Source organism: Leifsonia poae, assembly GCF_050632195.1.
Classification (GTDB): domain Bacteria; phylum Actinomycetota; class Actinomycetes; order Actinomycetales; family Microbacteriaceae; genus Leifsonia; species Leifsonia poae_C.
The window spans coordinates 2,420,097-2,441,089 of record NZ_CP192580.1; the positions used below are offsets into that span (position 1 = coordinate 2,420,097).

Below are 20,993 nucleotides of genomic sequence, written 5' to 3' on the forward strand. Positions count from 1 at the left end.
AGGATGATCGACCTCGACGCGGACGCTTTCGAGCGTCTGGTCACGGCTGAACTGGATGCTCTCCCCGATGAGATGATCGACGGCCTCGACAACGTGGTCTTCGTCGTCGAGGACCGGCCGGAGGACGGCTCTCTCGACCTACTCGGGCTGTACGACGGTGTGGCGCTCACGGAGCGCGACACATACGGTTTCGGCGAGATGCCGGACCGCATCATCCTGTACCGCGAGCCGCTCCTCGACATCTGCGACGACGAGGAACAGCTCCGCGACGAGATCCACGTGACGCTCGTGCACGAGATCGCGCACTTCTACGGCATCGACGACGAGCGACTGCACGAGCTCGGCTGGGCCTGAGCGCCGCTGGGCTTAGAGCGACTCCTCTTCCTTCTCGGTCTCGACGGGGTCGCTGTCGGGAGCGTCGAAGCTGTACTTGACGTACTGCTCGCCGCCGATCGTGCGAACGTCGCCCGCGACGTACCAGAAGACGGACTCGAGTCCCTCGATCGCGGCCACCGCGCTGACGCGCTCATCGACCTTGCCGTCGATCAGCAGGCGACGGTCCGTCGTTCCCGCCAGCGGTCCGTCGACGTACTCGACGATGTATTCGGTCACAGTCTGGTCTTGATCGCTCATGGTTCAACGTTAGACCAGTGCGGGCCCTGCTCCGAGCGACCAGGTCGTGACGTCGAGAATCAGGCCGGCATTGTCGCGGGGATGCTCGCGGTCGACATAACGCTCGAAGTCGCTCTGCCACTGATCCCAGTGGGTCTCGAACGAGAGTCCGTCGCGCGCGAGGGCCCGGTCTTTGCGCAGCACGTCGTCCGCGTCGAGCCAGATGCCCAGGTCGGCCAGAGGGGCGTTCGCCCGGGCAAGCGTGCCGCATCCCTCGACGATGAGCGGTCGCGCCGGGTCGACGACGTTCCAGTCACCCGAGGCGCCTGCCGCCCAGTTCCAGCGGCGCCAGCCACCCGGCAGCCCCGCCTTCAGCGGCGACAACAGCTCTCGCCCGAGCGACTGGCTGGCAGCGTCCAAGCCGGACCAGCCCGGATACAGGTCGTCCATCCGAACGAGTTGGGGCACGTCGGGCGTCGGCCACTCCGCGACGAGGAGATCTGCGAGAGAGCTCTTGCCCGCGCCGCTCGGTCCATCGACGAGCACGACCGCGCCGCGACCGGATGCCCGGCTCGCCGCATTCAGCGCACCCATCACGGCCGCGCGAAGCAGCAGCGCGGAATCACGATCCGACGATGACATTCCAGCTCCCTACCGCCATCGCCACGCCCGCGGCGAGCAGCGCCACGGCGAGGGCGATGACGATCGCCGCCCAGTCCCGGCCGCGGAAGACCGAGGGACGCGCCCAGGTGCGTGCGACCGGCGCCCCGAATCCCCTCGCCTCCATAGCCGTCGCGAGCTTGGAGCCGCGTCGGATCGAGAGCACGAACAGCGCGAAGGACTGCCCGAGCATCCGTCGAACCGCCCCCGATTCGGCCACTCCGCGAGCCCGCCGGGCCAGCGTGAGCGCGCGCCAGTCGTCGACGAAAAGTCCCACCAGGCGAAGGCCCGCCAGACCGCCGAGCACGAACCGGGCAGGGAGCTTGAGCACCTGCGCAAGCCCGTCGGCGAGGTCGGTCGGATCGATCGTCACGAAGAGCAGCACCGCAGGGAGACCGATCGCGAGGATGCGCAGAGCGGTCGCGAGCGCGAGCTCGATCGATCCGTCGCTGATCTCGATCAAGGCCCACTGGAAGTACACCGTGCCACTCGTGCGTCCGTAGAGCAGCGTCGTGAGCCCGGCGAGCGGTGCGGCAATCCAAATCGGCGCCGTACGAACGATGACCGTGCGCAGCGGGATGCGCGCAAAGGCGAGAAGGATCAGCTCGGCGGTCAATGCCACCGCCGCCGATACCCAGTCGATCGAGATCAACAGGACGATGCTGATCAGGAGCGCGGCCGCCAACTTGGACACGGGGTTCAGCTTCGTGAGAGGGCCTTGCTGAACCGGGGCGAGGATGCTCATGCGGCTCCCCCGCCCAGAGTGAGTGCCGATTCCTCGACCGAGGACAGGTCGAGTCGCTGCACCTCGGCACCGATCGCCGCGACGAACTCCGCGTCGTGCGTGGAGGCGACGATCGAGTGACCCTCGGCGCGCAGCTCCCCGATCATCGAGACCAGGGATGCCCAGGTGAGCGCATCCTGTCCGAAGGTCGGCTCGTCGAGCACGAGCATCCGGGGACGAGTCGCCAGCGCAGTGGCCACGGACAGCCGGCGCTTCTGTCCACCCGACAGCGTGAACGGATTCGCGTCTGCGAGTGCGCCGAGGTCGAGCCGCTCGAGAAGCTCGTCCACCCGGCGGTCGATCTCGCCCTGTTCTTCGTGGAGTGCGCGCGGTCCGACCGCTAGCTCGTCGCGCACCGTGGAGGCGACGAATTGGTGCTCCGGATTCTGGAACACGTTCCCGATCCGCGTCAGCAATTCCCGGGATCGCCATGACGACGGCTCGTCCGCGGCACCACCTGCCAGCGCCTTCTCGGCGCGCAGCGTTCCGCCCAGGGGCGGAAGCAATCCGCCCACCGTGAGCGCCAGCGTCGATTTCCCCACCCCGTTCGGCCCCGTCAACGCAACCGCGGAGCCCTCGCTGATCGCGAGGTCGATCCGAAGCGGGAGCGGTGATCCGGATGCGCGTCGCTGCTTTCGCTTCGACCGCCGCGCCCGCGCGGCACTCCCACGGCCGACGACCAGGTTCTCCGCGGTGATGAGCGGGGCTCCGAGTGCAACCTCAGGCGGCGCAGGAACCCGCTCGTCGGGAAGCCAGACCCCCGCGCGGCGCAACTCACTCGATGTATCTGCGAGAACGGCATCCGGCCGCCCGTCGGCCAGCACACCGCCGTCGGCGGCGAGAACGATGACCCGGTCGACGAGATCTCGCCACACGCTCACCCGATGCTCGACGACCACGAGGGTCGCACCGGTGCGCTCGACCGTCTCGGCGACGGCTCGTCGGATGTCGACGACACCCTCGGGATCGAGGTTCGCGGTCGGCTCGTCCAACAGGAGCAATCCAGGGCGCATCGCGAGGAGGCCGGCCAACGCCAGACGCTGCTTCTGCCCGCCCGAGAGCGCAGCAGTCGGATGTTCGAGCGGCACCTGCAACCGAACGGCGTCGAGGGATTCCCGCACCCGCGGCCAGATCTCGTCGCGGGGCACGCCGAGGTTCTCGCACGCGAAGGCCACGTCGTCGCCGACACGCGCGAGGATGACCTGAGAGTCGGGATCCTGAAGCAGCAGACCGCTCGTGCCGCCCAGTCCGCGCGGGTCGATGCCGCCCACTTGCAGTGTGCCGGTCGTCTCACCGTCGTCGTCACCGCCCAGTACCCCGGCCAGGGCCGCGAGCACCGTGCTCTTACCGGCACCGGATGCGCCGAGCAGCAGCACGCGCTCCCCCGGCTCGATGGTCAGCGTGAGGTCGCGGACGGCCCACGCCCGGCGCCCCGAATAACGCCAGCCCCAGTCGCCGACCCGAACGGCGGCTGGGACTGACGAGCTGTGCGGCGGCGCGCTCGATGCGGGGATGGCTACACCCGTCCCGTGACCTCGCGGCCGGCCGCGAACCGGCTGAGCGCTCCCGTGCGCGCGAGGGCCCTGACGAGCCACCACGACCCGAGGCCTGCGACCACGATGCCGGAGATCGTCGTCGTGATCGTGTAGATGACGATGAACTCGATCTTGGAGCCCGGGTACCAGACGGTGAGGTCGAGGATCGACTCGGCGATTCCTGCTCCGGCGCCCGCGAGCAGAGCGACCATCAGGCTCCAGTTCGCATAGAGGAACAGGGCGACGACGATCTCGACGCCAAGGCCTTGAACCACGCCGGACAGCACGGTGAGAGCACCCCACTGCGTTCCGATCAGGGCTGAGACGATCGCCGCGACGAGTTCGGTGAAGATCGCCGCACCCGGCTTGCGGATGACGAGCGCACCCAGAACGCCGGCGAACAGCCACGGGCCGTTCAGGATGCCCTGGAAGCCGGGCAGGACGGCCGAGACCGGAGCGGAGAGCGGGTTCGCAGCCTGCCCCCAGGCCCAGAAAACGACGCCGGAAGCGACGGCGATGACGCTGGCCACTACGATGTCGACGACCCGCCAGCGGAGGACGCGCGTCGGACGTGCTGTGAGGGTGTTGATTGTTGCGTGCACTGTTCGTGCCCTTTCACTAGAGGAAAAGAGGGCACGGGATCGAGAATGTCTCCCTGCGCTGGCATGATCCAGATCAGGTTCAACGGTCGAAACTTGAGAAGTTTCCTCTCAGCCCGGCTCACCGGACTCCCGTGTTCGGGTTCAGTCTAGTGCGTCGGTGCTGCAGCGCGTGGAGCTGTCTGCGCTACTTCTTCAGCGCTTTGATGACGCGCGCCCACGCCTGCCCGGCGACCCATACGAAGGGGATGCCGACGACGAGCAGGGTGATGATGTTCGGGCGGAAGTGCGTTCCGGTTCCGTCACTGATATAGGCGCCGAACGGGATGCTCACTCCCCCGCCTCCCGCACCGCCGGGAGCCTCCTCGTCACCGGTCGACCCGGCTCCGAAGCCGTACTGGACGGCCGCGACGGGAACGAGCGTCGTCCCATCGATCGTGACCGGCTCGCCGTACACCGACTTGATGCCGTTCGAGGTGATGGTTTCCGCGAGTCTCAGCGAGATGTTGGTCATGCAGCAACCGTACCCTCCCCTTCCCAGGCTCACCAGGGCATCCCTCAGGCCCCGCACAGCGTTTACGGCGGGTTCTCAGCGGCTCGACCGCAATAATCGGCAGGTGTCGATCACCAGTCCCAGCCGCCCCCGCGGCCTCGCGATCGGCATTCTCGCCCTCGGCGCGGGAGCCCTCCTCGTCTGGCACGGCCTGTTGCCGAACATCGGCGGCTCGGCCTCCCTGATCGAGACTTTTCTGCCCTGGCTGGGTGTCCTCATCCTCTTCCTCGGGCTCGTCGCGATCGTGCGATTCTCGCTGATCGGCGGTCTCTGCGTGGCGGCGGCGGCCACCGCGTGGGCGCTCGCGTTCATGCCTGCACTGCTGCCCGGGATGCGCCTCGGCACGCCCAGCCTCACCGTCGCGAGCGAGAACATCCACGCCCAGAACGCTGCCGCCGGGAGCATCGCGCAGGACCTCGCAGAACGCGACCCGGATGTGATCGCCCTGCAGGAGCTCGACGCGACGTCGCGCGAAGCCGTCTCCACCGCTCTCGCCTCGAAGTACCCGTACAGCGAGGTCGTCGGCACCGTCGGCGTTTGGAGCAAGTACGCGATCGCGGACGAGAAGCGGCTCGACCTCGGCCTCGGCTGGGACCGTGCCCTGTCGCTCGACCTCGCCACCCCGGGCACCGCCACGCGGCTCTACGCCGTGCATCTGGCTTCCGTGCGTCCGGGACAGTACGAGCAGCGCGACACAATGCTCAGCGAGCTCACCAGCACGCTCAAGGCGGACACGTCTGCGCGCATCCTGGTCGTCGGCGACTTCAACACCGCGACGACCGACCGCAAGTTCGCTCCGCTGCTCTCGACGATGACGGAGGCCGCGGACAGCGACCTCGGCCTCGGCTTCACGTGGCCAGCGGAGTTCCCGGTCGCGCGTCTCGATCATGCGCTCGTGCGCGGTCCGACGACCGTCTCGAGTTCCGTGCTGCCCGACAACGGCAGCGACCACCGCGGCATCCTCGTGGGCGTGCGCTGACGCATCCGGGTAGCGAGCCGTCCGGGCTTCGGGACGCGCTAGTCGCTGATCCAGCGCGGGTTGCGGCCGTCTTCGGCACCCGTGTCCGCGTCGTTCTGCGGCTTCACGAGAGAAGCCGGGCCGATCATCCCGCGGCCGAAACGCGCACTCACCGCGTCGAGGGTGCGCTCGGTCTCACGCCATTCCTCATCCGGATCCCACAGGGCGAGCCTGCTGTCTCCGCCGTCGGCGAGCTGCTCCATCCGCACACCGATCAGCCGGATGGGCGTGCCGCCCAGGCCGAGCCCTTCGTATACCTGCCAGGCCTCCTCGAAGATGCGCCGGCCCACGTTGGTCGGCTCTGCGAGAGTTCGCGATCGGGCGATCGTGCGGAAGTCCGAGAAGCGGATCTTGAGTGCGACCGTGCGCCCCACGAGGTCGCTGCTCCGCAGCCGAGCGCCCACCTGGTTGGACAGTCGCAGCATCTCGCGACGGAGGTGGTCGGGATCGGACACGTCCTGTTCGAACGTCATCTCGTGCCCGACGCTCTTCTCGCGGGATTCGACGGTGACGCCGCGAGCATCCCTGCCGTTCGCCAGGTCGTGCAGCTTGCGACCCGCCGCCTCGCCGACCGTCTTCTGCAGCACGTGCAGCGGCGCATCGGCGAGATCGGCCACCGTTCTGAGGCCCATCCGTTGCAGCGACTCCTGGGTGCTCGCCCCGACACCCCAGAGCGCGCCGACGGGCAGGGGCCGCAGGTAAGCGATCGTCTCCGACTCGGGGATGACGAGCAGTCCATCGGGCTTGGCACGACCCGAAGCGAGCTTCGCGACGAACTTGGTCGACGCGGCACCCACGGAACAGGTCAACCCGGTCTCCTCGAACACCCGGGCCCGGATGAGTTCGGCGATCCGTCGCGGTGAGCCGAGCAGCCGTCGCGCCCCGGACACATCCAGGAACGCCTCGTCGATGCTGAGCGGCTCGACCAGCGGCGTCACCTCGGAGAAGATCGCCATCACCTTTTGCGAGTACTCGCGGTACTTGTGCATGTGCGGCGGCAGGATGATCGCCTGCGGACACAGCCGCAGCGCCTGCGACACCGGCATGGCCGAGCGCACCCCGAACTTGCGGGCCTCGTATGTGGCGCTCGTAACGACCGAGCGGGGTCCAGGATGCCCGACGATCGCAGGCTTGCCGCGCGCGTCGGGGCGGTCGAGCAGCTCCACGGAGGCGAAGAACGCATCCATGTCGACGTGCAGGATGGTGGCGGTGGAGTCGTCGATGGGCGCGGTCGTCACACGTCTGTCGCTACCGTCAGTCCTTCCCACTCTCCCAGCTTGCCACGTGCGTGCGACAGCGTAGCTTTGAGCCATGGAATTCAGATACCTCGGAAACAGCGGTTTCAAGATCTCGGAGATCATCTACGGCAACTGGCTCACCCACGCGTCTCAAGTGGAGAACGACATCGCGACCAAGTGCGTCAACGCCGCACTCGACGCGGGGATCACCACATTCGACACCGCCGACGCCTATGCGAACACAGCGGCCGAGCAGGTGCTCGGCGACGCGCTGAAGGGCCAGCGCCGCGCATCCCTCGAGATCTTCACGAAGGTCTACTGGCCGACCGGGCCGAAAGGGCACAACGACGTCGGACTCTCGCGCAAGCACATCCTGGAATCGATCGACGGTTCGCTGCAGCGGCTCGGCACCGACTACGTAGACCTGTACCAGGCGCACCGGTACGACAGGGAGACACCGCTCGAAGAGACCATGCAGGCGTTCGCGGATGTGGTCCGCGCCGGCAAGGCGCTCTACATCGGCGTCTCGGAGTGGAACGCCGAGCAGCTGCGGGCAGGACACGCCCTGGCCAAGGACCTCGGGATCCAGCTCATCTCGAATCAGCCGCAGTACAACATGCTCTGGCGGGTCATCGAGAAGGATGTCATCCCCACCTCGGGTGAGCTCGGCGTGTCCCAGATCGTCTGGTCGCCGGTCGCCCAGGGCGTGCTCACCGGCAAGTACCTGCCGGGCGGAGACGCGCCCGCAGGCAGCCGCGCCGCCGACGAGAAGGGCGGAGCCAACGCGATCAAGGGGTTCATGCGCGACGACGTTCTGACCAGCGTGCAGAAGCTGAAGCCGATCGCCGACGAGCTCGGCCTGACGACGGCCCAGCTGGCGGTCGCGTGGGTTCTGCAGAACCCGAACGTCGCGGGTGCGATCGTGGGCGCATCCCGCCCCGAGCAGGTCGACTCGAACGCCGCCGCGGCCGGCGTGAAGCTCTCGGGCGATGTACTCGCCCGCATCGACGAGGCCGTCGGCGACGTCGCCGAGACCGACCCCGCCAAGACGGTCTCCCCGGAGCACCGCCCCGCCTGATCGACATCGGCGGCCGCGGTGACGGAATACCGCGGCCGCCGCCCAGCTTGGAGTGATCGTGAAACGCATCGGATTCCTCTCCTTCGGCCACTGGCAGCCGATCCCCGGCTCGGTCTCGCGCACTGCGTCAGATGCTCTGCTCCAAACGATCGAACTAGCCGTCGCCGCCGAAGAACTCGGCATCGACGGAGCCTTCGTGCGCGTGCACCACTTCGCCCGGCAGCTCGCGTCGCCGTTCCCGCTGCTGGCGGCGATGGCCGCGCGCACCAGCCGTATCCAGCTGGGCACCGCGGTGATCGACATGCGCTACGAGAACCCGCTCTACATGGCCGAGGATGCGGCAGCAGCCGACCTCATCAGCGGCGGTCGGCTGCAGCTCGGTGTGAGCCGAGGTTCACCCGAGACCGCCCTCCGCGGCTCCGAGTCGTTCGGCTTCGTTCTGGGCGACGATGAGACGGATGCCGACCTCGCCCGCGCGCACACCGCACTCTTCCGCGCGGCCATCGAGGGTGCGGCCGTCGCCAACGCCGACCCGAAGATGACCGGGACGACCGGAGGCCTCGCCATCCAGCCCCAGTCCCCCGGCCTCTCCGACCGCATCTGGTGGGGCTCCGGTACACGGCAGACCGCCGTCTGGACGGGGCAGCAGGGCATGAATCTGATGAGCTCGACCCTGCTCACCGAGGACACAGGCGTGCCCTTCGGCGACCTCCAGGCCGAACAGATCGACCTCTTCCGGCAAGCGTGGAAAGAGGCAGGCTGGGAACGTGAGCCCGGTGTGTCCGTGAGCCGCAGCATCCTGCCGATCGTCTCAGATCTCGACCGCAAGTACTTCGGAGCCTCAGCGCTTGGCGAGCGCGACGACCAACTCGGCTACCTCGATGGCGGGATCGCCCGGTTCGGCAAGTCCTACGTCGGCGAGCCGGAGCAGATCGTGGCCGAACTGCGCGACGACCGTGCCGTACAGGAGGCTGACACGGTTCTGGTGACGGTGCCGAATCAGCTCGGTGTCGAGTACAACGCCCACCTGCTGGAGACGATCAACACGCAGATCGCACCGGCGCTGGGCTGGCGCGACTGACCTCCCCGAATTGGTGTGATCGGCGGGTCGGAGTCCTGTGACAGTATGTGAGGGCTGCAGACCCGACCCTGGCAGCTTCTTCTCCGAGAGGTTTGCCATGCCGGCACCGAGGGTCAAGTCCGTGTTCGTCGGCGCGTCGCTCGCCATCGCAGCCACGGTGATCGCCGTCTCCGGAGTCACCGCCACCTCGGCTGACGCCGTCGAGAGCACGATCGAGGGATCCGCGCCGTCGGCCATCACGAGCATGTGGGCGTGGGGAAACCCGATCGACCCGGCGACGGATGCACGCGGACTCGGTCAGCCCGAATTCGAACCGGATGCCCTGGTCGCCTTCGCGCAGGCGCACGGGCTGCACTCGGTCTACCTCTCCGTTCCCTGGGCCGCGAACCAGGGCGCCTTCGCCACCTGGCTTCCGGAAGCCGTGAACGCCCTCCACGCCGCAGGGATCTCGGTCTCCGCCCTCGGTGGCGACTCCGGATGGGCGACGCAGCCGTCCCTCGCCGCGCAGTGGGTGTCAGACGCGCTGGCCACCGCATCCTTCGACGCCGTCCAGTTCGATGTCGAGCCCTGGGCGGGCGTGCCCGACCCCGACCTCGGTGCCATCGTCACGCAGTACACGGCGATGCTCGACGCGGCCGCGCAGGTCGCGAATGGAGTCCCGATCGGCGCCGACCTGCCCTGGTGGCTGGCCGCGAAGACCGTCGGAACCGGTACGGCGTTCGACGCGATCCTGTCCCACCTCGACAGCGTGGCCATCGTCGCCTTCTCCGACCATGCGGCGGGATCGGACGGGATCGTGGCGCTCGCGCAGCCGGCAGTGACCGCGGCGAGCGCATCCGGAACCCCCTTCACGATCGGGGTCGAGACCGACACCCCCGCTGTGGCGGGAGGAGCCCAGTACACCTTCGGTGACGACGGCGCAGACGTGCTCGAGATGGAGACCGCGCTGGTGCGCAGCTCGTTCTCGTCGACCACCGGCTATCACGGCGTAACGGTCGAGCACCTCATCGCCTGGCGCAAGCTCCTCGGCGACTAGCTCGTCGTCAGCAGTTCGGGATCAGCAGTTCGGGGTCAGCCGTTCGCTGCGGCCTCGAGTGCGGCGATATCGAGCTTGCCCATCGCGAGCATCGCCTGCGTCGCCCGCTGTGCGCGCTGCGGGTCGGGATCGGAGAGGAGTTCGCCGAGCCGGCTGGGCACGATCTGCCACGAGAGACCCCAGCGATCCTTCAACCAGCCGCACTGGCTCGGCTCGCCTCCGTCGGCGATGAGCGCATCCCAGAGCCGGTCGATCTCCTCCTGGGTGTCGGCGGTCGTGAACATCGAGAACGCTTCTGTGAAGTGGAAGACGGGTCCGGCGTTGAGCGCCTGGAACTCGACTCCCTCGAGCTCGAACCGCACAGTCATCACGCCCGCGGGTTGCCCGGGAGCATCCTGGCCGTACTTGGTCGTCTCGAGAATGCGAGAGTTCGGGAACAACGAGACGTAGAACTCGGCTGCTTGCTCCGCTTGGTCGTCGTACCAGAGGAATGGGGTGATCCGCTGCATCCTGAAACTCCTTCGTTCGGTGTGCGGCCCATGGTACTCAGGCGAAGTAGCGTTAGAGGATGTTCTCGAGCTATATCGCCGTCGGCGACAGTTTCACCGAGGGTCTCGGCGACGACCTTCCCGACGGCCGCGTGCGCGGCTGGGCCGACTTCGTCGCCGTCGGACTCGCCATCAACGCCGCCAAGACCACGTCGGAGCCGGTGCGCTACGCCAACCTGGCGATCCGCGGGCGCAAGCTCGGTCCTCTCCTGGCCGAGCAACTGACACCGGCCATCGCACAGGCGCCGGAGCTGATCAGCCTCAACGGCGGTGGAAACGACATCATGCGGCCCCGCGTCTCCACCCAGTCGGTCGCGCGTCAGCTCGAGACGGCGATGGACAGCGTGACCGGAGCAGGCATCCACATGCTCCTGCTCTCGGGCGCGAACCCGAGCGACCACCTGCCCATGGGCAGCCTGCTCTCTCGCCGAGGCGACCAGCTCGCGGCCGAAGTCCGGCCCCTGTTCCCGCGCGAGAACGCGACCTTCGTCGACAACTGGGCGGACACCGGATTGCGCGACCTCCGCTACTGGTCGGCCGACCGGCTGCACCTCAACTCGCTCGGCCACGCCCGCGTCGCCAGCAACGTTCTCAAGGCCTTCGACGTACCGGTTCCGCCGGAGTGGGGCGTCGAAGAGGTCGCGGCCGCTCCTGCCGGTGCGCGCTCTCGCCGCACGATGGAGTACTACCGCACCTATGTGCTGCCGTGGATCGGCCGACGTCTCACGGGTCGTTCATCGGGCGATGGGCGCGCCGCCAAGATCGCGACGCTCACGCCCGTCGATCCGTCGACGGCGACGCCCGTCTAGGAAGGCGGGAACCGAGCGGTCCTGTTCGGCACGTGCGATGCTCAGTCGTTGTCGCCGCCCGTCGCGTCGAACCGCGTCTTCGCCTCACCGCCGCCCCACGTCCACTCGGCGACCTCGGGGATGTCCTCGCCGTGTTCGCGCGTGTACTGGCGTGCGGTGAGCCGCGCATCCTGCATCTCCTGACGCAGCGCGCCCTCGCGTACCCCCAGACCGGGGACCCGATCGAGCACGTCGATGACCAGGCGGTACCGGTCGAGGTCGTTCAGCATCACCATGTCGAACGGCGTCGTCGTGGTGCCCTCCTCCTTGTACCCGCGCACATGCAGATTGTCGTGCCCGTGCCGGCGGTACGTGAGCCGGTGGATCAGCCACGGATAGCCGTGATACGCGAAGATCACGGGCTTGTCGGAGGTGAGGATCGCGTCGTATTCGGCGTCGCTGAGGCCGTGCGGATGCTCCCCCTCGCTCTGCAGCCGCATCAGGTCGACCACGTTCACCACGCGCACCTTGAGTTCCGGCAGACGGTCGCGCAGGATCGACGCGGCCGCGAGCACCTCGAGGGTCGGGATGTCGCCGGCGGCCGCGAGCACCACATCCGGCTCCTCCCCGCGCTTCTCCGTGCCCGCCCACTCGAAGATGCCGATGCCGCGGGTGCAGTGCTCGATGGCCTCGGCCATGGTCAGCCAGTTCGGCGCCGGCTGCTTTCCCGCGACGACCACGTTCACGTAGTCAACACTACGGAGGCAGTGGTCGTAGGTGGAGAGCAAGGTATTGGCATCGAACGGCAGGTAGACCCGCACCACGTCGGCCTTCTTGTTGATGACGTGGTCGATGAATCCCGGGTCCTGGTGGGATGCGCCGTTGTGGTCCTGACGCCAGACGTGCGAGCTCAGCAAATAGTTCAGGGAGGCGACCGGCCTCCGCCATTCGATCTGCCGCGATGTCTTCAGCCACTTGGCGTGCTGGTTGAACATCGAGTCGACGATATGGATGAAGGCCTCGTACGAGGTGAACACCCCGTGCCGGCCGGTCAGCGTGTATCCCTCGAGCCAGCCCTGGCACTGGTGCTCGCTGAGCACCTCCATCACGCGCCCGCTCGGCGCAAGGTGGTTGTCGTCGTCGATGGGCCAGCGCTCGGCGTTCCACTGCTTATTCGTCACGTCGAACACAGCCTGCAGCCTGTTCGATGCGACCTCATCCGGCCCGAACAGGCGGAAGTTGTCTGGATTCGCGACCATCACGTCGCGCAACCACTCGCCCAGCACCTTTGTCGCCTCGGCCGAGGTCTCCCCGGCGACGGCACGTCCACTGCATAGTCGCGGAAATCGGGCAACCGCAGCTGTTTGCGCAGCAGTCCGCCGTTCGCGACCGGATTGGCGCTCATCCGGCGATCTCCGATGGGTGCGAGCTCGGTGACGAGCGCGACCGGTGCACCCGACTCGTCGAAGAGCTCCTCCGGCCGGTAGGAGGCCAGCCAGCTCTCGAGCAGCTTGGTGTGCGCCTCGGTGTCGCGCGCATCCGACAGCGGCACCTGGTGCGACCGCCAGTTGTTCTCGGCCGGATGCCCGTCGATCTCCTTCGGGCACGTCCAGCCTTTGGGCGTGCGCAGGATGAGCATCGGCCAGGCGGGACGCTCGGTGAGCTCGCCCGCCTCGGCCGAGCGCTTGATCGCCGCGATCTGGTCGAGGATCTGGTCCAGCGTCGCGGCCATGCGCTCGTGCACGGCCCGCGGGTCCTCACCGTCGAACCCGCCCGACACCAGGTACGGCGTGTAGCCGTAGCCGCGCATGAGGTCGAACAGCTCGGACTCCGGGATGCGCGCGAGCACGGTCGGATTGGCGATCTTGTACCCGTTGAGGTGCAGGATCGGCAGCACGACCCCATCCGTCACCGGGTTGAGGAACTTGTTCGAGTGCCACGCCGTCGCGAGCGGACCCGTCTCGGCCTCGCCGTCACCGACGACGGCGGCCACGATCAGGTTCGGGTTGTCGAACGCGGCGCCGTACGCGTGCGAGAGCGAGTAGCCGAGCTCACCGCCCTCGTGGATGGACCCGGGCGTCTCCGGCGCCGCGTGACTCGGGATGCCGCCGGGGAACGAGAACTGGCGGAAGAGCTTGCGCACGCCGTCGACCGACTTGTCGATGTTCGTGTAGATCTCGCTGTATGTTCCGTCGAGATAAGCGCTCGCGACCACACCGGGACCTCCATGGCCGGGCCCCGCGATGAAGATCGTGTCGAGATCGCGCTCGCGGATGACGCGGTTGAGATGGGCGTAGATGAAGTTGAGCCCGGGCGTCGTTCCCCAGTGCCCGAGGAGACGCGGCTTGATGTGGTCGCGCGTCAGCGGTTCGCGCAGCAAAGGATTGTCGAGAAGGTAGATCTGACCCACCGAGAGGTAGTTGGCGGCGCGCCACCAGGCGTCCAGTCGATCGAGGGTGTCGGGGTCGAGGGTGTCTTCGGCGGGGGCGAGTTTGGCGGTGCGAGTTCTCATCGGATTCCTTCCAACCGGCTCTTGGGGGAATCCTACGCGGCGGTCCGTTCCGAACAAGAGGTATGGACAGATCGACGGTGGAGACGCGGCTCGGACCGGTGGCGGTGCGTCGCGGCGTCCGCGAGACGGACACCGCGACGATCCTTCTGCACGGTGCGGCAGGGTCCTGGACGACCTGGCGGGCCTCGATCGCAGCGGCGGAAGACAGCGGGGCGGTCCCCGATCTGGTGATCCCCGATCTGCCGGGCTGGGGCGACTCCCCCGTCGCAGATCTGGCCGCTCTGGATGCGCACACCATCGCCGAAGCCGTTGCCACCGTGGCCCGCGCGCTCGGCTACCACTCGTGGCGCGTAGTGGGTCACTCGCTCGGCGGCTTCATCGCTCTCGAGCTGGCCGCGCAGGAACCCGGCGCAACCAAGTCGGTGGCGCTCGTTTCCGCCACGACGTTCGGCGGCCGCGGCGACCGGCTCAGCGCCCTCGGCCGCTTCTTCCGGTACCCGGCGCTGGTCGGACTGCTGTTCGGGATGCGCCTCCTCCTGCTCCTCGGACCGCTCGGGTCGCGCTTCGTGCGCTTCCTCGACCGTCACGACATCCTCCCGGTCCTCGCCTCGCCCCTGTTCACCCGGGTGGACCGCGAAGCCGTGCACGAGCTCGCCCGCGATCTTCGTCCGCGCGCTTTCGTGCGCGCGATGCAGAGCTCGCGGACGTACCCGGCGGGCGAGCGCTGGGCGCGCATCCGGTGCACCGTGCTCGGACTGCACGGCGACGACGATGTGTTCGTGGGACGGCACGACGATGCGTTGCTCGCGCGGATCATCCCTGGCTTCCAGGCTGTCGTCGTACCGGCCACCGGCCATTTCGGACACGTCGAGCATCCGAGCCTGCTCGCCGGGGTGCTGCACGCGCGCTGAGTCGGTGGCTGTGCCTAAGGTGGGCGCTATGGCTGACGAGACGATCACCGTCGAACCCGTCCGCGCCGAGTTGTGGCCCGAGCTCCAGGAGGTCTTCGGCGAGCGCGGCGATCCGTCGGGATGCTGGTGTCAATGTCAAGCTCTCCGGCGCGGAGTTCAAGCAGACCTCGCGTGAGGGCAAGGCAGAGCGGCTGCACGAGAGCCTCGAGCACGAGGCGGCGCCCGGTGTCGTCGCATGGATCGACGGCGTGCCGGTCGGCTGGGCTGCTGTCGAGCAGTTCTCGGCCTATCCCGGTCTCGCGCGGTCGCCGATCACCAAGCGGGTCGGCGACGATCCGGCCGATCCCTGGGCCGTCACCTGCTTCGTCGTTCGGCTCGAGTACCGCAAGCGCGGTGTCGCGAGGGCGCTGTTGCGGGGCGCCGTCGACTACGCCCTGAGCCAGGGGGCGACGGTCGTCGAGGGATATCCCGTCGACCCCGACGTGCGTCCGTCGCTCTCAAGCGCGGAACGGTTTCACGGAACGGTCTCCCTGTTCGACTCCTCCGGCTTCCGTGTCGTCCGGCGCCCCTCCGCCACGAGGGCGATCATGCGGTTCGAGGCCTCTGCCTGACGCCCTAAGCTCGAAGAGTGACCGACCAGAGCGACAGCACCACTCGTCGCTCCCTGATCGGGGCGAGCACCCAGGTCGGCACCGAGGTCAGCATCAACTTCGGCTCCGCTATCGCCGGGTTGCTCATCCCCATCGTCGGCTCGGTCGTGGTCGTTGCTGTGCGTCAGGTGATCACCGCGATCGCCGTTCTCCCGTTCTACCGGCCGAAACGGGCCGAGCTGACCTGGCGGCGCTTGTGGCCGGCACTTCTGCTCGGCGTGGTGCTCGTCACGATGAACCTGAGCTTCTACGAGTCGGTCGGCATCCTGGGGCTCGGGATCGCCGCGACCATCGAGTTCATCGGCCCGTTCGCTCTGGCGCTCGCGGGGTCGCGCCGGGTGCTCGACATCGTCTGCGCCGTGGCGGTGGCTGCCGGCGTGTTCCTGCTCACCGGCACATCCGGGGAGATCAACCTGCTCGGTGTGCTGCTCGCCCTGACAGCTGCAGCATCCTGGGCCGCCTACATCGTGCTCACTCGGAAGGTCGCCCTGCGCCTGCCCGGCCTCGAAGGGCTGAGCATCGCGAGCGTGGTCGCGACCGTGCTCCTGCTCCCGGTCGCGCTGATCATCGTCGACTACAGCCGGCTTGACTGGCGGGTCATCGGGCTGCTCGTTGCGGCCGGCGTGCTGTCGTCGGCGATCCCGTACAGTCTCGACACGTTCATCCTGCGCCGCATCCCGCCACGGCTGTACGCGATCATCACGAGCTTCGGACCGGTGATCGCGACCCTCTTCGGAGTTCTCATCCTGGGTGAGCACTTCACGCCGGTGCAACTGATCGGCATCCTGATCGTCTGCCTCGCTGCGGGGGTGTCGATCGCCACGGCGAAGGAGCGCCCGCGGTCGACCCTGGAAAGCACCGCAGAGACGATCCCCTGAGGTCGGCCTTCTCGAAGCCAGCCTCTACGAGAGGATGTCCTTCTACGAGAGGATGTCCTTCGTCGTGAATCGCCCGATCGCCAACGCACCGAACACCGCGATGTAGCCGAGCTGCAGCAGCGCGTTGCTGCCGAACGAGTCCCACGAGATCGGGTCGCGCAGGAGGTCGGCGAAACCGAACCAGTAGTGGCTGAAGAGCCAGGGATGCAGCGCATCCAGTTGCGGAAGCTGGTCGAGCACCTGCGACACGACGGACAGCACGATCGTCGCCGCCATCGCTCCGACGGGAACGTCGGTGAGCGTCGAGAAGAACAGTCCGATCGCGCAGAGTCCTAGCAGTGAGACCGTCACGAAGGCTGCGATCGCGAGAAGCCGCAGAAAGGCCTCGCCCACGCTGACGACGGTGCCCGACAGCAGCGTGACCGGCCCGATCGGGAAGAGGGTGGCGCCGATCGCCGACCCCGCGAGGATCACGACGAGCGCCGCGACGAGGCAGAACGTCGCCGCCCCCGCGTACTTGATCGCCAGCAGCCGGAGACGGCCGGCAGGAGCGATGACCAGATACCGCAGCGTTCCGTGACTGGCCTCGCCCGCGATCGTGTCACCGGCCACGACGCCGACCGTGAGAGGCAGGAACAGCGGAACGCAAACGACCAGGGCAGTGAAGCCGACGAAGAGCCCGTTGGCGGTGATCTGGTCGAGGAACTGCGGGCCGCGCCCCGACCGGCTGCCGCCCGTCAATCGAACGGCAACGGCGATCAGGATGGGCACGGCCGCCAATGCAGCGAGCAGCGCCCACGTGCGCCACCGGCGGAACAGCACGGAGAGCTCCGACCACAGCAGGGACCAACCCGCGGTGCGCCGCGGAAGAACGGTCAGCGTGTCACTGCTCGACATCGAACCCCTCCCCTGTGAGCGCGACGAACCGCTCTTCCAGCGAAGAAGCGTGGACCGCGAAGCCGCGCACGCGCACACCCTCGGCCACGAGCGCGTTCACGATCTCCTCCGGGACCGGGGCCGGATCCGGCAGAACACCGTCGAGCGTGCCGTCGTCGGCGAGCTCGGGCCCGATGCCGAGGCGGGCGAGCACGTCGGCCGCGATCGCCGCATCCGGAGTCGTCACTCGGACTCTCGGCCCTCCGGCCGCACGCAATTCGTCTAGCGAGCCCTGGGCGACGATCCGGCCGGTGCGCATGATCGCGGCGTGACTGCAGATCTGCTCGATCTCAGCTAGCAGATGACTCGACACGAACACGGTCGTGCCGCCATCCGCCAGCGACCGGATGAGCGTGCGCACCTCGCGCGTGCCCTGCGGGTCGAGCCCGTTGGTCGGCTCGTCGAGAACGAGCAGATCCCGCTCCGTGAGCAACGCCCCGGCGATGCCGAGGCGTTGCTTCATGCCGAGCGAGTATGCCTTCACCCGCCGGTCTGCGGCGTGTGAGAGGCCGACGCGTTCGAGCGCATCGGCGACGCGCTGCCGTCGAGTGGACGGGGACGCGTAGCGATCGCCCGAATCGCGTCGCACCAGGTTGGCCGTGCCCGACAGATAGGGCGCGAACGCAGGGCCTTCGACGAGCGCGCCGACTCGCGGCAGAACCCGGGAACCGTTGCTCGGCATCGACTGTCCGAGCAACCGGATCTCGCCCGCCGATGCTGCGACGAGACCGAGCAGCATCCGGATCGTCGTCGTCTTGCCCGACCCGTTGGGACCGAGGAACCCGAACACCGAACCTCGCGGCACGCGCAGGTCGATGCTATCGACGACGGTGCGCGAACCGAACCGCTTGGACAGACCGTCCGTCCCTATCGCGTCGTCTGTTCCGAACGCGGCCCCCGCTCCGAACGCAGCCCCCGGGGCGCTCACTGCGCGGCGACTGCCTGCAATGCGGAGACCGGCACTGCGCCGGCGAGCACTCGGCCATCGTCGGTGACGAGCACGGAGACGAGCGAAGTGGAGAGAGCGTGGCCACCGTCGACCGCGCGGGTCAACTGGGCGAAGAGCGGCGACGATGTCAGGGACGCCGGGGCCGACCCCGCAGGCAGGGTCACGATCGCGTCCCAGCCCTTTCCGGTGACCACGGGCTTCGGATGCTCGCCGTGAGCCTTCTCGGTTCCCCGCGCGGGCAGCTTCTGCTCCGACACCGTGGCGCCTGGCGCCGGCTTGAACTGGAACACCGTCGCTGCCGGCTTCTGGTCGCTGAAGCTGGTGAAGCCCACCTCGACGGCCGGGTCCTTCTGCCCGCGGGCATCCACCTGCACCCGCAGCGGGAGTCCCGTCGAGCCGTCGACCGCGATCGACACCGATCCGACCAGGGTTCCGGATGCGCGCGGCGTGAGCACGAGATCATAGGCGTCGCGTCCTGCGACGGACACGTTCTTGCCGAGGGTGACGGATGTGCTCGGGTCCGCGGCCTTCAGGAAGCGCTGCGCAAGCGCTGAGGGCGTGAGGTCGGACGCATCCGGAGCCTTGGCATCCGGAACCGACTTCGCCTGGTGTGCGGGCAGTGTGACGTGCGTGGCTTTCTGGCCCGTGGACTGGTAGAGCCAGACATCCTGACCGTTGCGGATCACATCCCGCTCGGCGAGCTGGTCGAGCACCTGCACGCGCACCTTGGCGGCTCCGTCGACCCACACCTTGGCGGTGTGCGATCCGGTCAGCAGTTCCAGCGCCGTTGAAGCATCGTTCTGGGAGCTCGATGACGACCCCGCGCCCGGGCCGGTATTCGGAAGCGTCGGCAGCCCGAGGTTCGAGCTCTGCTCGATCGTTCCCGAGAATGCCTTCGTGTCGCTCGAAGCGACGAGTGCCAGCACCTCCTGCGGCGACTTCGCCGGCAGATCGGCCGCGCCCGCGGCGAGAGGAGCGATGAGCACGCCCGCGCCGATCACGACCGGCACGACGGCGGCCGGCAACCAGCGGACCCAGCGACGTTTCATGAATTCGAGACTACGCCGGTGCCGGGCCGACGAACCCTCCGGATTGCTGGCAAGTCGGTGGGAACGAGAAAGGCCCCCGATCGCTCGGGGGCCTTTCTCGTTGATCCGCGTTTAGAGCACGTCTCCGACTCGGTGGACGCGGATGTCGTTGGTCGTTCCGGGGATTCCGGGAGGGGAACCCGAGATGATGATGACCTTGTCACCGTTCTCGGCGCGGCCGGTCGACTTGAGCGCCTCGTCCACCTGGGCGACCATCTGGTCGGTGTGAGTCACGCGGGAGACGACAAAGGACTGGACGCCCCAGTTGAGCGACATGCGCCGGCGAACCGACTCCTCCGGGGTGAACGCGAGGATCGGGATGCTGTTGCGCAGGCGGGACATCCGGCGAGCGGACTCCCCGGACTCCGTGAACACGCACAGATACTTGGCCTCGACGAAGTCCGCGACCTCGACGGCGGCCAGCGTGATCGCACCGCTCTGGGTGCGCGGACGGGTGCCGAGCGGGGCGATGCGGTCGAGACCGTGCTCCTCCGTCGACTCGACGATGCGGGCCATGGTCTGCACCGTGATGACCGGGTACTCGCCGACGCTGGTCTCGCCGCTGAGCATGACTGCGTCAGCCCCGTCGAGAACGGCGTTCGCCACATCCGAGGTCTCGGCGCGGGTGGGCACCGGGCTGGAGATCATCGACTCGAGCATCTGCGTCGCCACGATGACCGGCTTCGCCGCACGGCGGGCCAGTTCGACGGCGCGCTTCTGCACGATCGGCACGGCCTCGAGCGGAAGCTCGACACCCAGGTCGCCACGGGCGACCATGATGGCGTCGAAGGCCTCGATGATCTCCTCGAGGTTGTCGACCGCCTGCGGCTTCTCGATCTTGGCGACGACGGGGAGCTTGCGCCCCTCTTCGGCCATGATCTCGTGCACGCGCTCGATGTCGCTCGCGTTGCGCACGAACGACAGCGCGATGAGGTCGGCTCCGAGCTTGAGACCCCAGCGGAGGTCTGCCTCGTCCTTGTCCGAGAGAGCGGGAACGTTCACCGCGACACCCGGAAGGTTGATGCCCTTGTTGTTCGAGACCGGACCGGCCACGATGACCTCGGTGGTCACCACGGTTCCGTCGGTCTCGAGCACCTTGACGCGCACCTTGCCGTCGTCGATCAGCAGGAAGTCGCCCGCCTTGACGTCCTGGGGCAGCCCCTTGAACGTCGTCGAGGAGATCTCCTTGGTGCCGATGATGTCTTCGGTGGTGATCTTGAAGATGTCACCCTCGGCGAGGTCGTATGGACCGGCCTCGAACTTGCCGAGGCGGATCTTCGGGCCCTGGAGGTCGACCAGCACGGCCACCGGCTTACCGGCGTCGTCTGCGGCCTTGCGCACGTTCGCGTATACGCCCTCGTGGACGTCGTAGCTGCCGTGGCTGAGGTTCATGCGGGCTACGTCTACACCGGCGTCGATGATCGCGCGGATGTTCTCGTAGCTCGAGGTCGCCGGCCCGAGGGTGGCGACGATTTTGGCCCGTCTCATACTTTTCTTCTTGCTCCGTGATTCTGCGCCCCTGACGGCGCTCGATTCGGT

The 20,993-nt window shown here is 67.9% G+C and carries 21 protein-coding genes, 1 pseudogene and 1 riboswitch; of the genes and pseudogenes, 9 read left to right on the forward strand and 13 right to left on the reverse strand.

The genetic code is table 11. The features are described 5' to 3' along the window. Nucleotides 1-3: 3 nt before the first annotated feature. The gene (locus tag ACQ86A_RS12280; RefSeq protein ID WP_431277322.1) at nt 4-354 is read left to right on the forward strand and encodes a metallopeptidase family protein; all 351 of its coding nucleotides are present in this window, start codon (nt 4-6) and stop codon (nt 352-354) included. A gap of 12 nt (nt 355-366) precedes the next feature. Here the strand turns inward: ACQ86A_RS12280 and ACQ86A_RS12285 are convergent, their stop codons facing one another. From ACQ86A_RS12285 to ACQ86A_RS12310, 6 genes are all read right to left on the reverse strand, one after another. Continuing rightward, entirely contained in the window at nt 367-633 is a 267-nt protein-coding gene (locus tag ACQ86A_RS12285) for a hypothetical protein (RefSeq protein WP_431277323.1), read from the reverse strand. Nucleotides 634-642: 9 nt separating this feature from the next. After that, entirely contained in the window at nt 643-1,254 is a 612-nt protein-coding gene (locus tag ACQ86A_RS12290) for an ATP-binding protein (protein ID WP_431277324.1), read from the reverse strand. Next, entirely contained in the window at nt 1,235-2,017 is a 783-nt protein-coding gene (locus tag ACQ86A_RS12295; RefSeq protein ID WP_431277325.1) for an energy-coupling factor transporter transmembrane component T family protein, read from the reverse strand. The genes ACQ86A_RS12290 and ACQ86A_RS12295 overlap by 20 nt, the downstream gene beginning before the upstream one ends. Beyond that, nucleotides 2,014-3,654 carry an ABC transporter ATP-binding protein gene (locus ACQ86A_RS12300; protein WP_431277326.1) on the reverse strand — a complete coding sequence of 547 codons (1,641 nt, stop codon included), beginning with the start codon at nt 3,652-3,654 and terminating at the stop codon, nt 2,014-2,016. The genes ACQ86A_RS12295 and ACQ86A_RS12300 overlap by 4 nt, the downstream gene beginning before the upstream one ends. Continuing rightward, the gene (locus tag ACQ86A_RS12305; protein ID WP_431277327.1) at nt 3,573-4,193 is read right to left on the reverse strand and encodes an ECF transporter S component; all 621 of its coding nucleotides are present in this window, start codon (nt 4,191-4,193) and stop codon (nt 3,573-3,575) included. Before ACQ86A_RS12305 ends, ACQ86A_RS12300 begins: the two co-directional genes overlap by 82 nt. 33 nt (nt 4,194-4,226) lie before the next feature. After that, nucleotides 4,227-4,327, reverse strand: a riboswitch (TPP riboswitch). A 50-nt stretch (nt 4,328-4,377) separates the two neighbouring features. Then, a complete protein-coding gene (locus ACQ86A_RS12310) occupies nt 4,378-4,704 on the reverse strand; it encodes a spore germination protein GerW family protein (protein ID WP_431277328.1) in 327 nt (108 codons plus the stop codon). 103 nt (nt 4,705-4,807) lie between these two features. Between ACQ86A_RS12310 and ACQ86A_RS12315 the strand changes: the two genes are divergently transcribed. Continuing rightward, entirely contained in the window at nt 4,808-5,722 is a 915-nt protein-coding gene (locus ACQ86A_RS12315) for an endonuclease/exonuclease/phosphatase family protein (protein ID WP_431277329.1), read from the forward strand. A 38-nt stretch (nt 5,723-5,760) separates the two neighbouring features. On the opposite strand, the gene ACQ86A_RS12320 is transcribed toward ACQ86A_RS12315, so the two are convergent. Beyond that, entirely contained in the window at nt 5,761-7,029 is a 1,269-nt protein-coding gene (locus tag ACQ86A_RS12320) for a DNA polymerase IV (RefSeq protein WP_431277330.1), read from the reverse strand. Between the two features lie 43 nt (nt 7,030-7,072). Between ACQ86A_RS12320 and ACQ86A_RS12325 the strand changes: the two genes are divergently transcribed. The 3 genes from ACQ86A_RS12325 to ACQ86A_RS12335 all read left to right on the forward strand — a co-directional run bounded on the left by ACQ86A_RS12325 (nt 7,073) and on the right by ACQ86A_RS12335 (nt 10,194). After that, the gene (locus ACQ86A_RS12325) at nt 7,073-8,077 is read left to right on the forward strand and encodes an aldo/keto reductase family protein (RefSeq protein WP_431277331.1); all 1,005 of its coding nucleotides are present in this window, start codon (nt 7,073-7,075) and stop codon (nt 8,075-8,077) included. Between the two features lie 52 nt (nt 8,078-8,129). Next, the gene (locus ACQ86A_RS12330; RefSeq protein ID WP_431277332.1) at nt 8,130-9,158 is read left to right on the forward strand and encodes an LLM class flavin-dependent oxidoreductase; all 1,029 of its coding nucleotides are present in this window, start codon (nt 8,130-8,132) and stop codon (nt 9,156-9,158) included. Nucleotides 9,159-9,255: 97 nt separating this feature from the next. After that, a complete protein-coding gene (locus tag ACQ86A_RS12335) occupies nt 9,256-10,194 on the forward strand; it encodes a hypothetical protein (RefSeq protein WP_431277333.1) in 939 nt (312 codons plus the stop codon). Between the two features lie 35 nt (nt 10,195-10,229). Here the strand turns inward: ACQ86A_RS12335 and ACQ86A_RS12340 are convergent, their stop codons facing one another. Continuing rightward, nucleotides 10,230-10,703: a VOC family protein gene (locus ACQ86A_RS12340; RefSeq protein ID WP_431277334.1), complete on the reverse strand. Its 474-nt coding sequence runs from the start codon at nt 10,701-10,703 to the stop codon at nt 10,230-10,232. A gap of 59 nt (nt 10,704-10,762) precedes the next feature. On the opposite strand from ACQ86A_RS12340, the gene ACQ86A_RS12345 reads away from it, so the two are divergent. Then, entirely contained in the window at nt 10,763-11,551 is a 789-nt protein-coding gene (locus ACQ86A_RS12345) for an SGNH/GDSL hydrolase family protein (protein WP_431277335.1), read from the forward strand. Nucleotides 11,552-11,592: 41 nt separating this feature from the next. Here the strand turns inward: ACQ86A_RS12345 and ACQ86A_RS12350 are convergent. Then, a pseudogene (locus tag ACQ86A_RS12350) lies at nt 11,593-14,042 on the reverse strand (phosphoketolase family protein). A gap of 62 nt (nt 14,043-14,104) precedes the next feature. On the opposite strand from ACQ86A_RS12350, the gene ACQ86A_RS12355 reads away from it, so the two are divergent. The 3 genes from ACQ86A_RS12355 to ACQ86A_RS12365 all read left to right on the forward strand — a co-directional run bounded on the left by ACQ86A_RS12355 (nt 14,105) and on the right by ACQ86A_RS12365 (nt 16,481). Continuing rightward, entirely contained in the window at nt 14,105-14,953 is an 849-nt protein-coding gene (locus ACQ86A_RS12355; RefSeq protein ID WP_431277336.1) for an alpha/beta fold hydrolase, read from the forward strand. Nucleotides 14,954-15,192: 239 nt separating this feature from the next. Continuing rightward, nucleotides 15,193-15,564 carry a GNAT family N-acetyltransferase gene (locus ACQ86A_RS12360; protein WP_431280436.1) on the forward strand — a complete coding sequence of 124 codons (372 nt, stop codon included), beginning with the start codon at nt 15,193-15,195 and terminating at the stop codon, nt 15,562-15,564. Nucleotides 15,565-15,581: 17 nt separating this feature from the next. Further along, nucleotides 15,582-16,481: an EamA family transporter gene (locus tag ACQ86A_RS12365; RefSeq protein WP_431277337.1), complete on the forward strand. Its 900-nt coding sequence runs from the start codon at nt 15,582-15,584 to the stop codon at nt 16,479-16,481. A 42-nt stretch (nt 16,482-16,523) separates the two neighbouring features. Here ACQ86A_RS12365 and ACQ86A_RS12370 read toward each other — a convergent pair whose 3' ends face one another. The 4 genes from ACQ86A_RS12370 to pyk form a co-directional block, all read right to left on the reverse strand. Beyond that, nucleotides 16,524-17,378 (reverse strand): ABC transporter permease, encoded by an 855-nt coding sequence (locus tag ACQ86A_RS12370; protein WP_431277338.1) that lies wholly within the window; start codon nt 17,376-17,378, stop codon nt 16,524-16,526. Beyond that, entirely contained in the window at nt 17,365-18,345 is a 981-nt protein-coding gene (locus ACQ86A_RS12375; protein ID WP_431277339.1) for an ATP-binding cassette domain-containing protein, read from the reverse strand. Before ACQ86A_RS12375 ends, ACQ86A_RS12370 begins: the two co-directional genes overlap by 14 nt. Beyond that, on the reverse strand, nt 18,342-19,415 hold the full coding sequence (locus ACQ86A_RS12380) for a LolA family protein (protein WP_431277340.1): 1,074 nt from the start codon (nt 19,413-19,415) through the stop codon (nt 18,342-18,344). Before ACQ86A_RS12380 ends, ACQ86A_RS12375 begins: the two co-directional genes overlap by 4 nt. A 111-nt stretch (nt 19,416-19,526) precedes the next feature. Further along, the gene (gene pyk / locus ACQ86A_RS12385) at nt 19,527-20,942 is read right to left on the reverse strand and encodes a pyruvate kinase (RefSeq protein WP_431277341.1); all 1,416 of its coding nucleotides are present in this window, start codon (nt 20,940-20,942) and stop codon (nt 19,527-19,529) included. Nucleotides 20,943-20,993 lie beyond the last annotated feature (51 nt).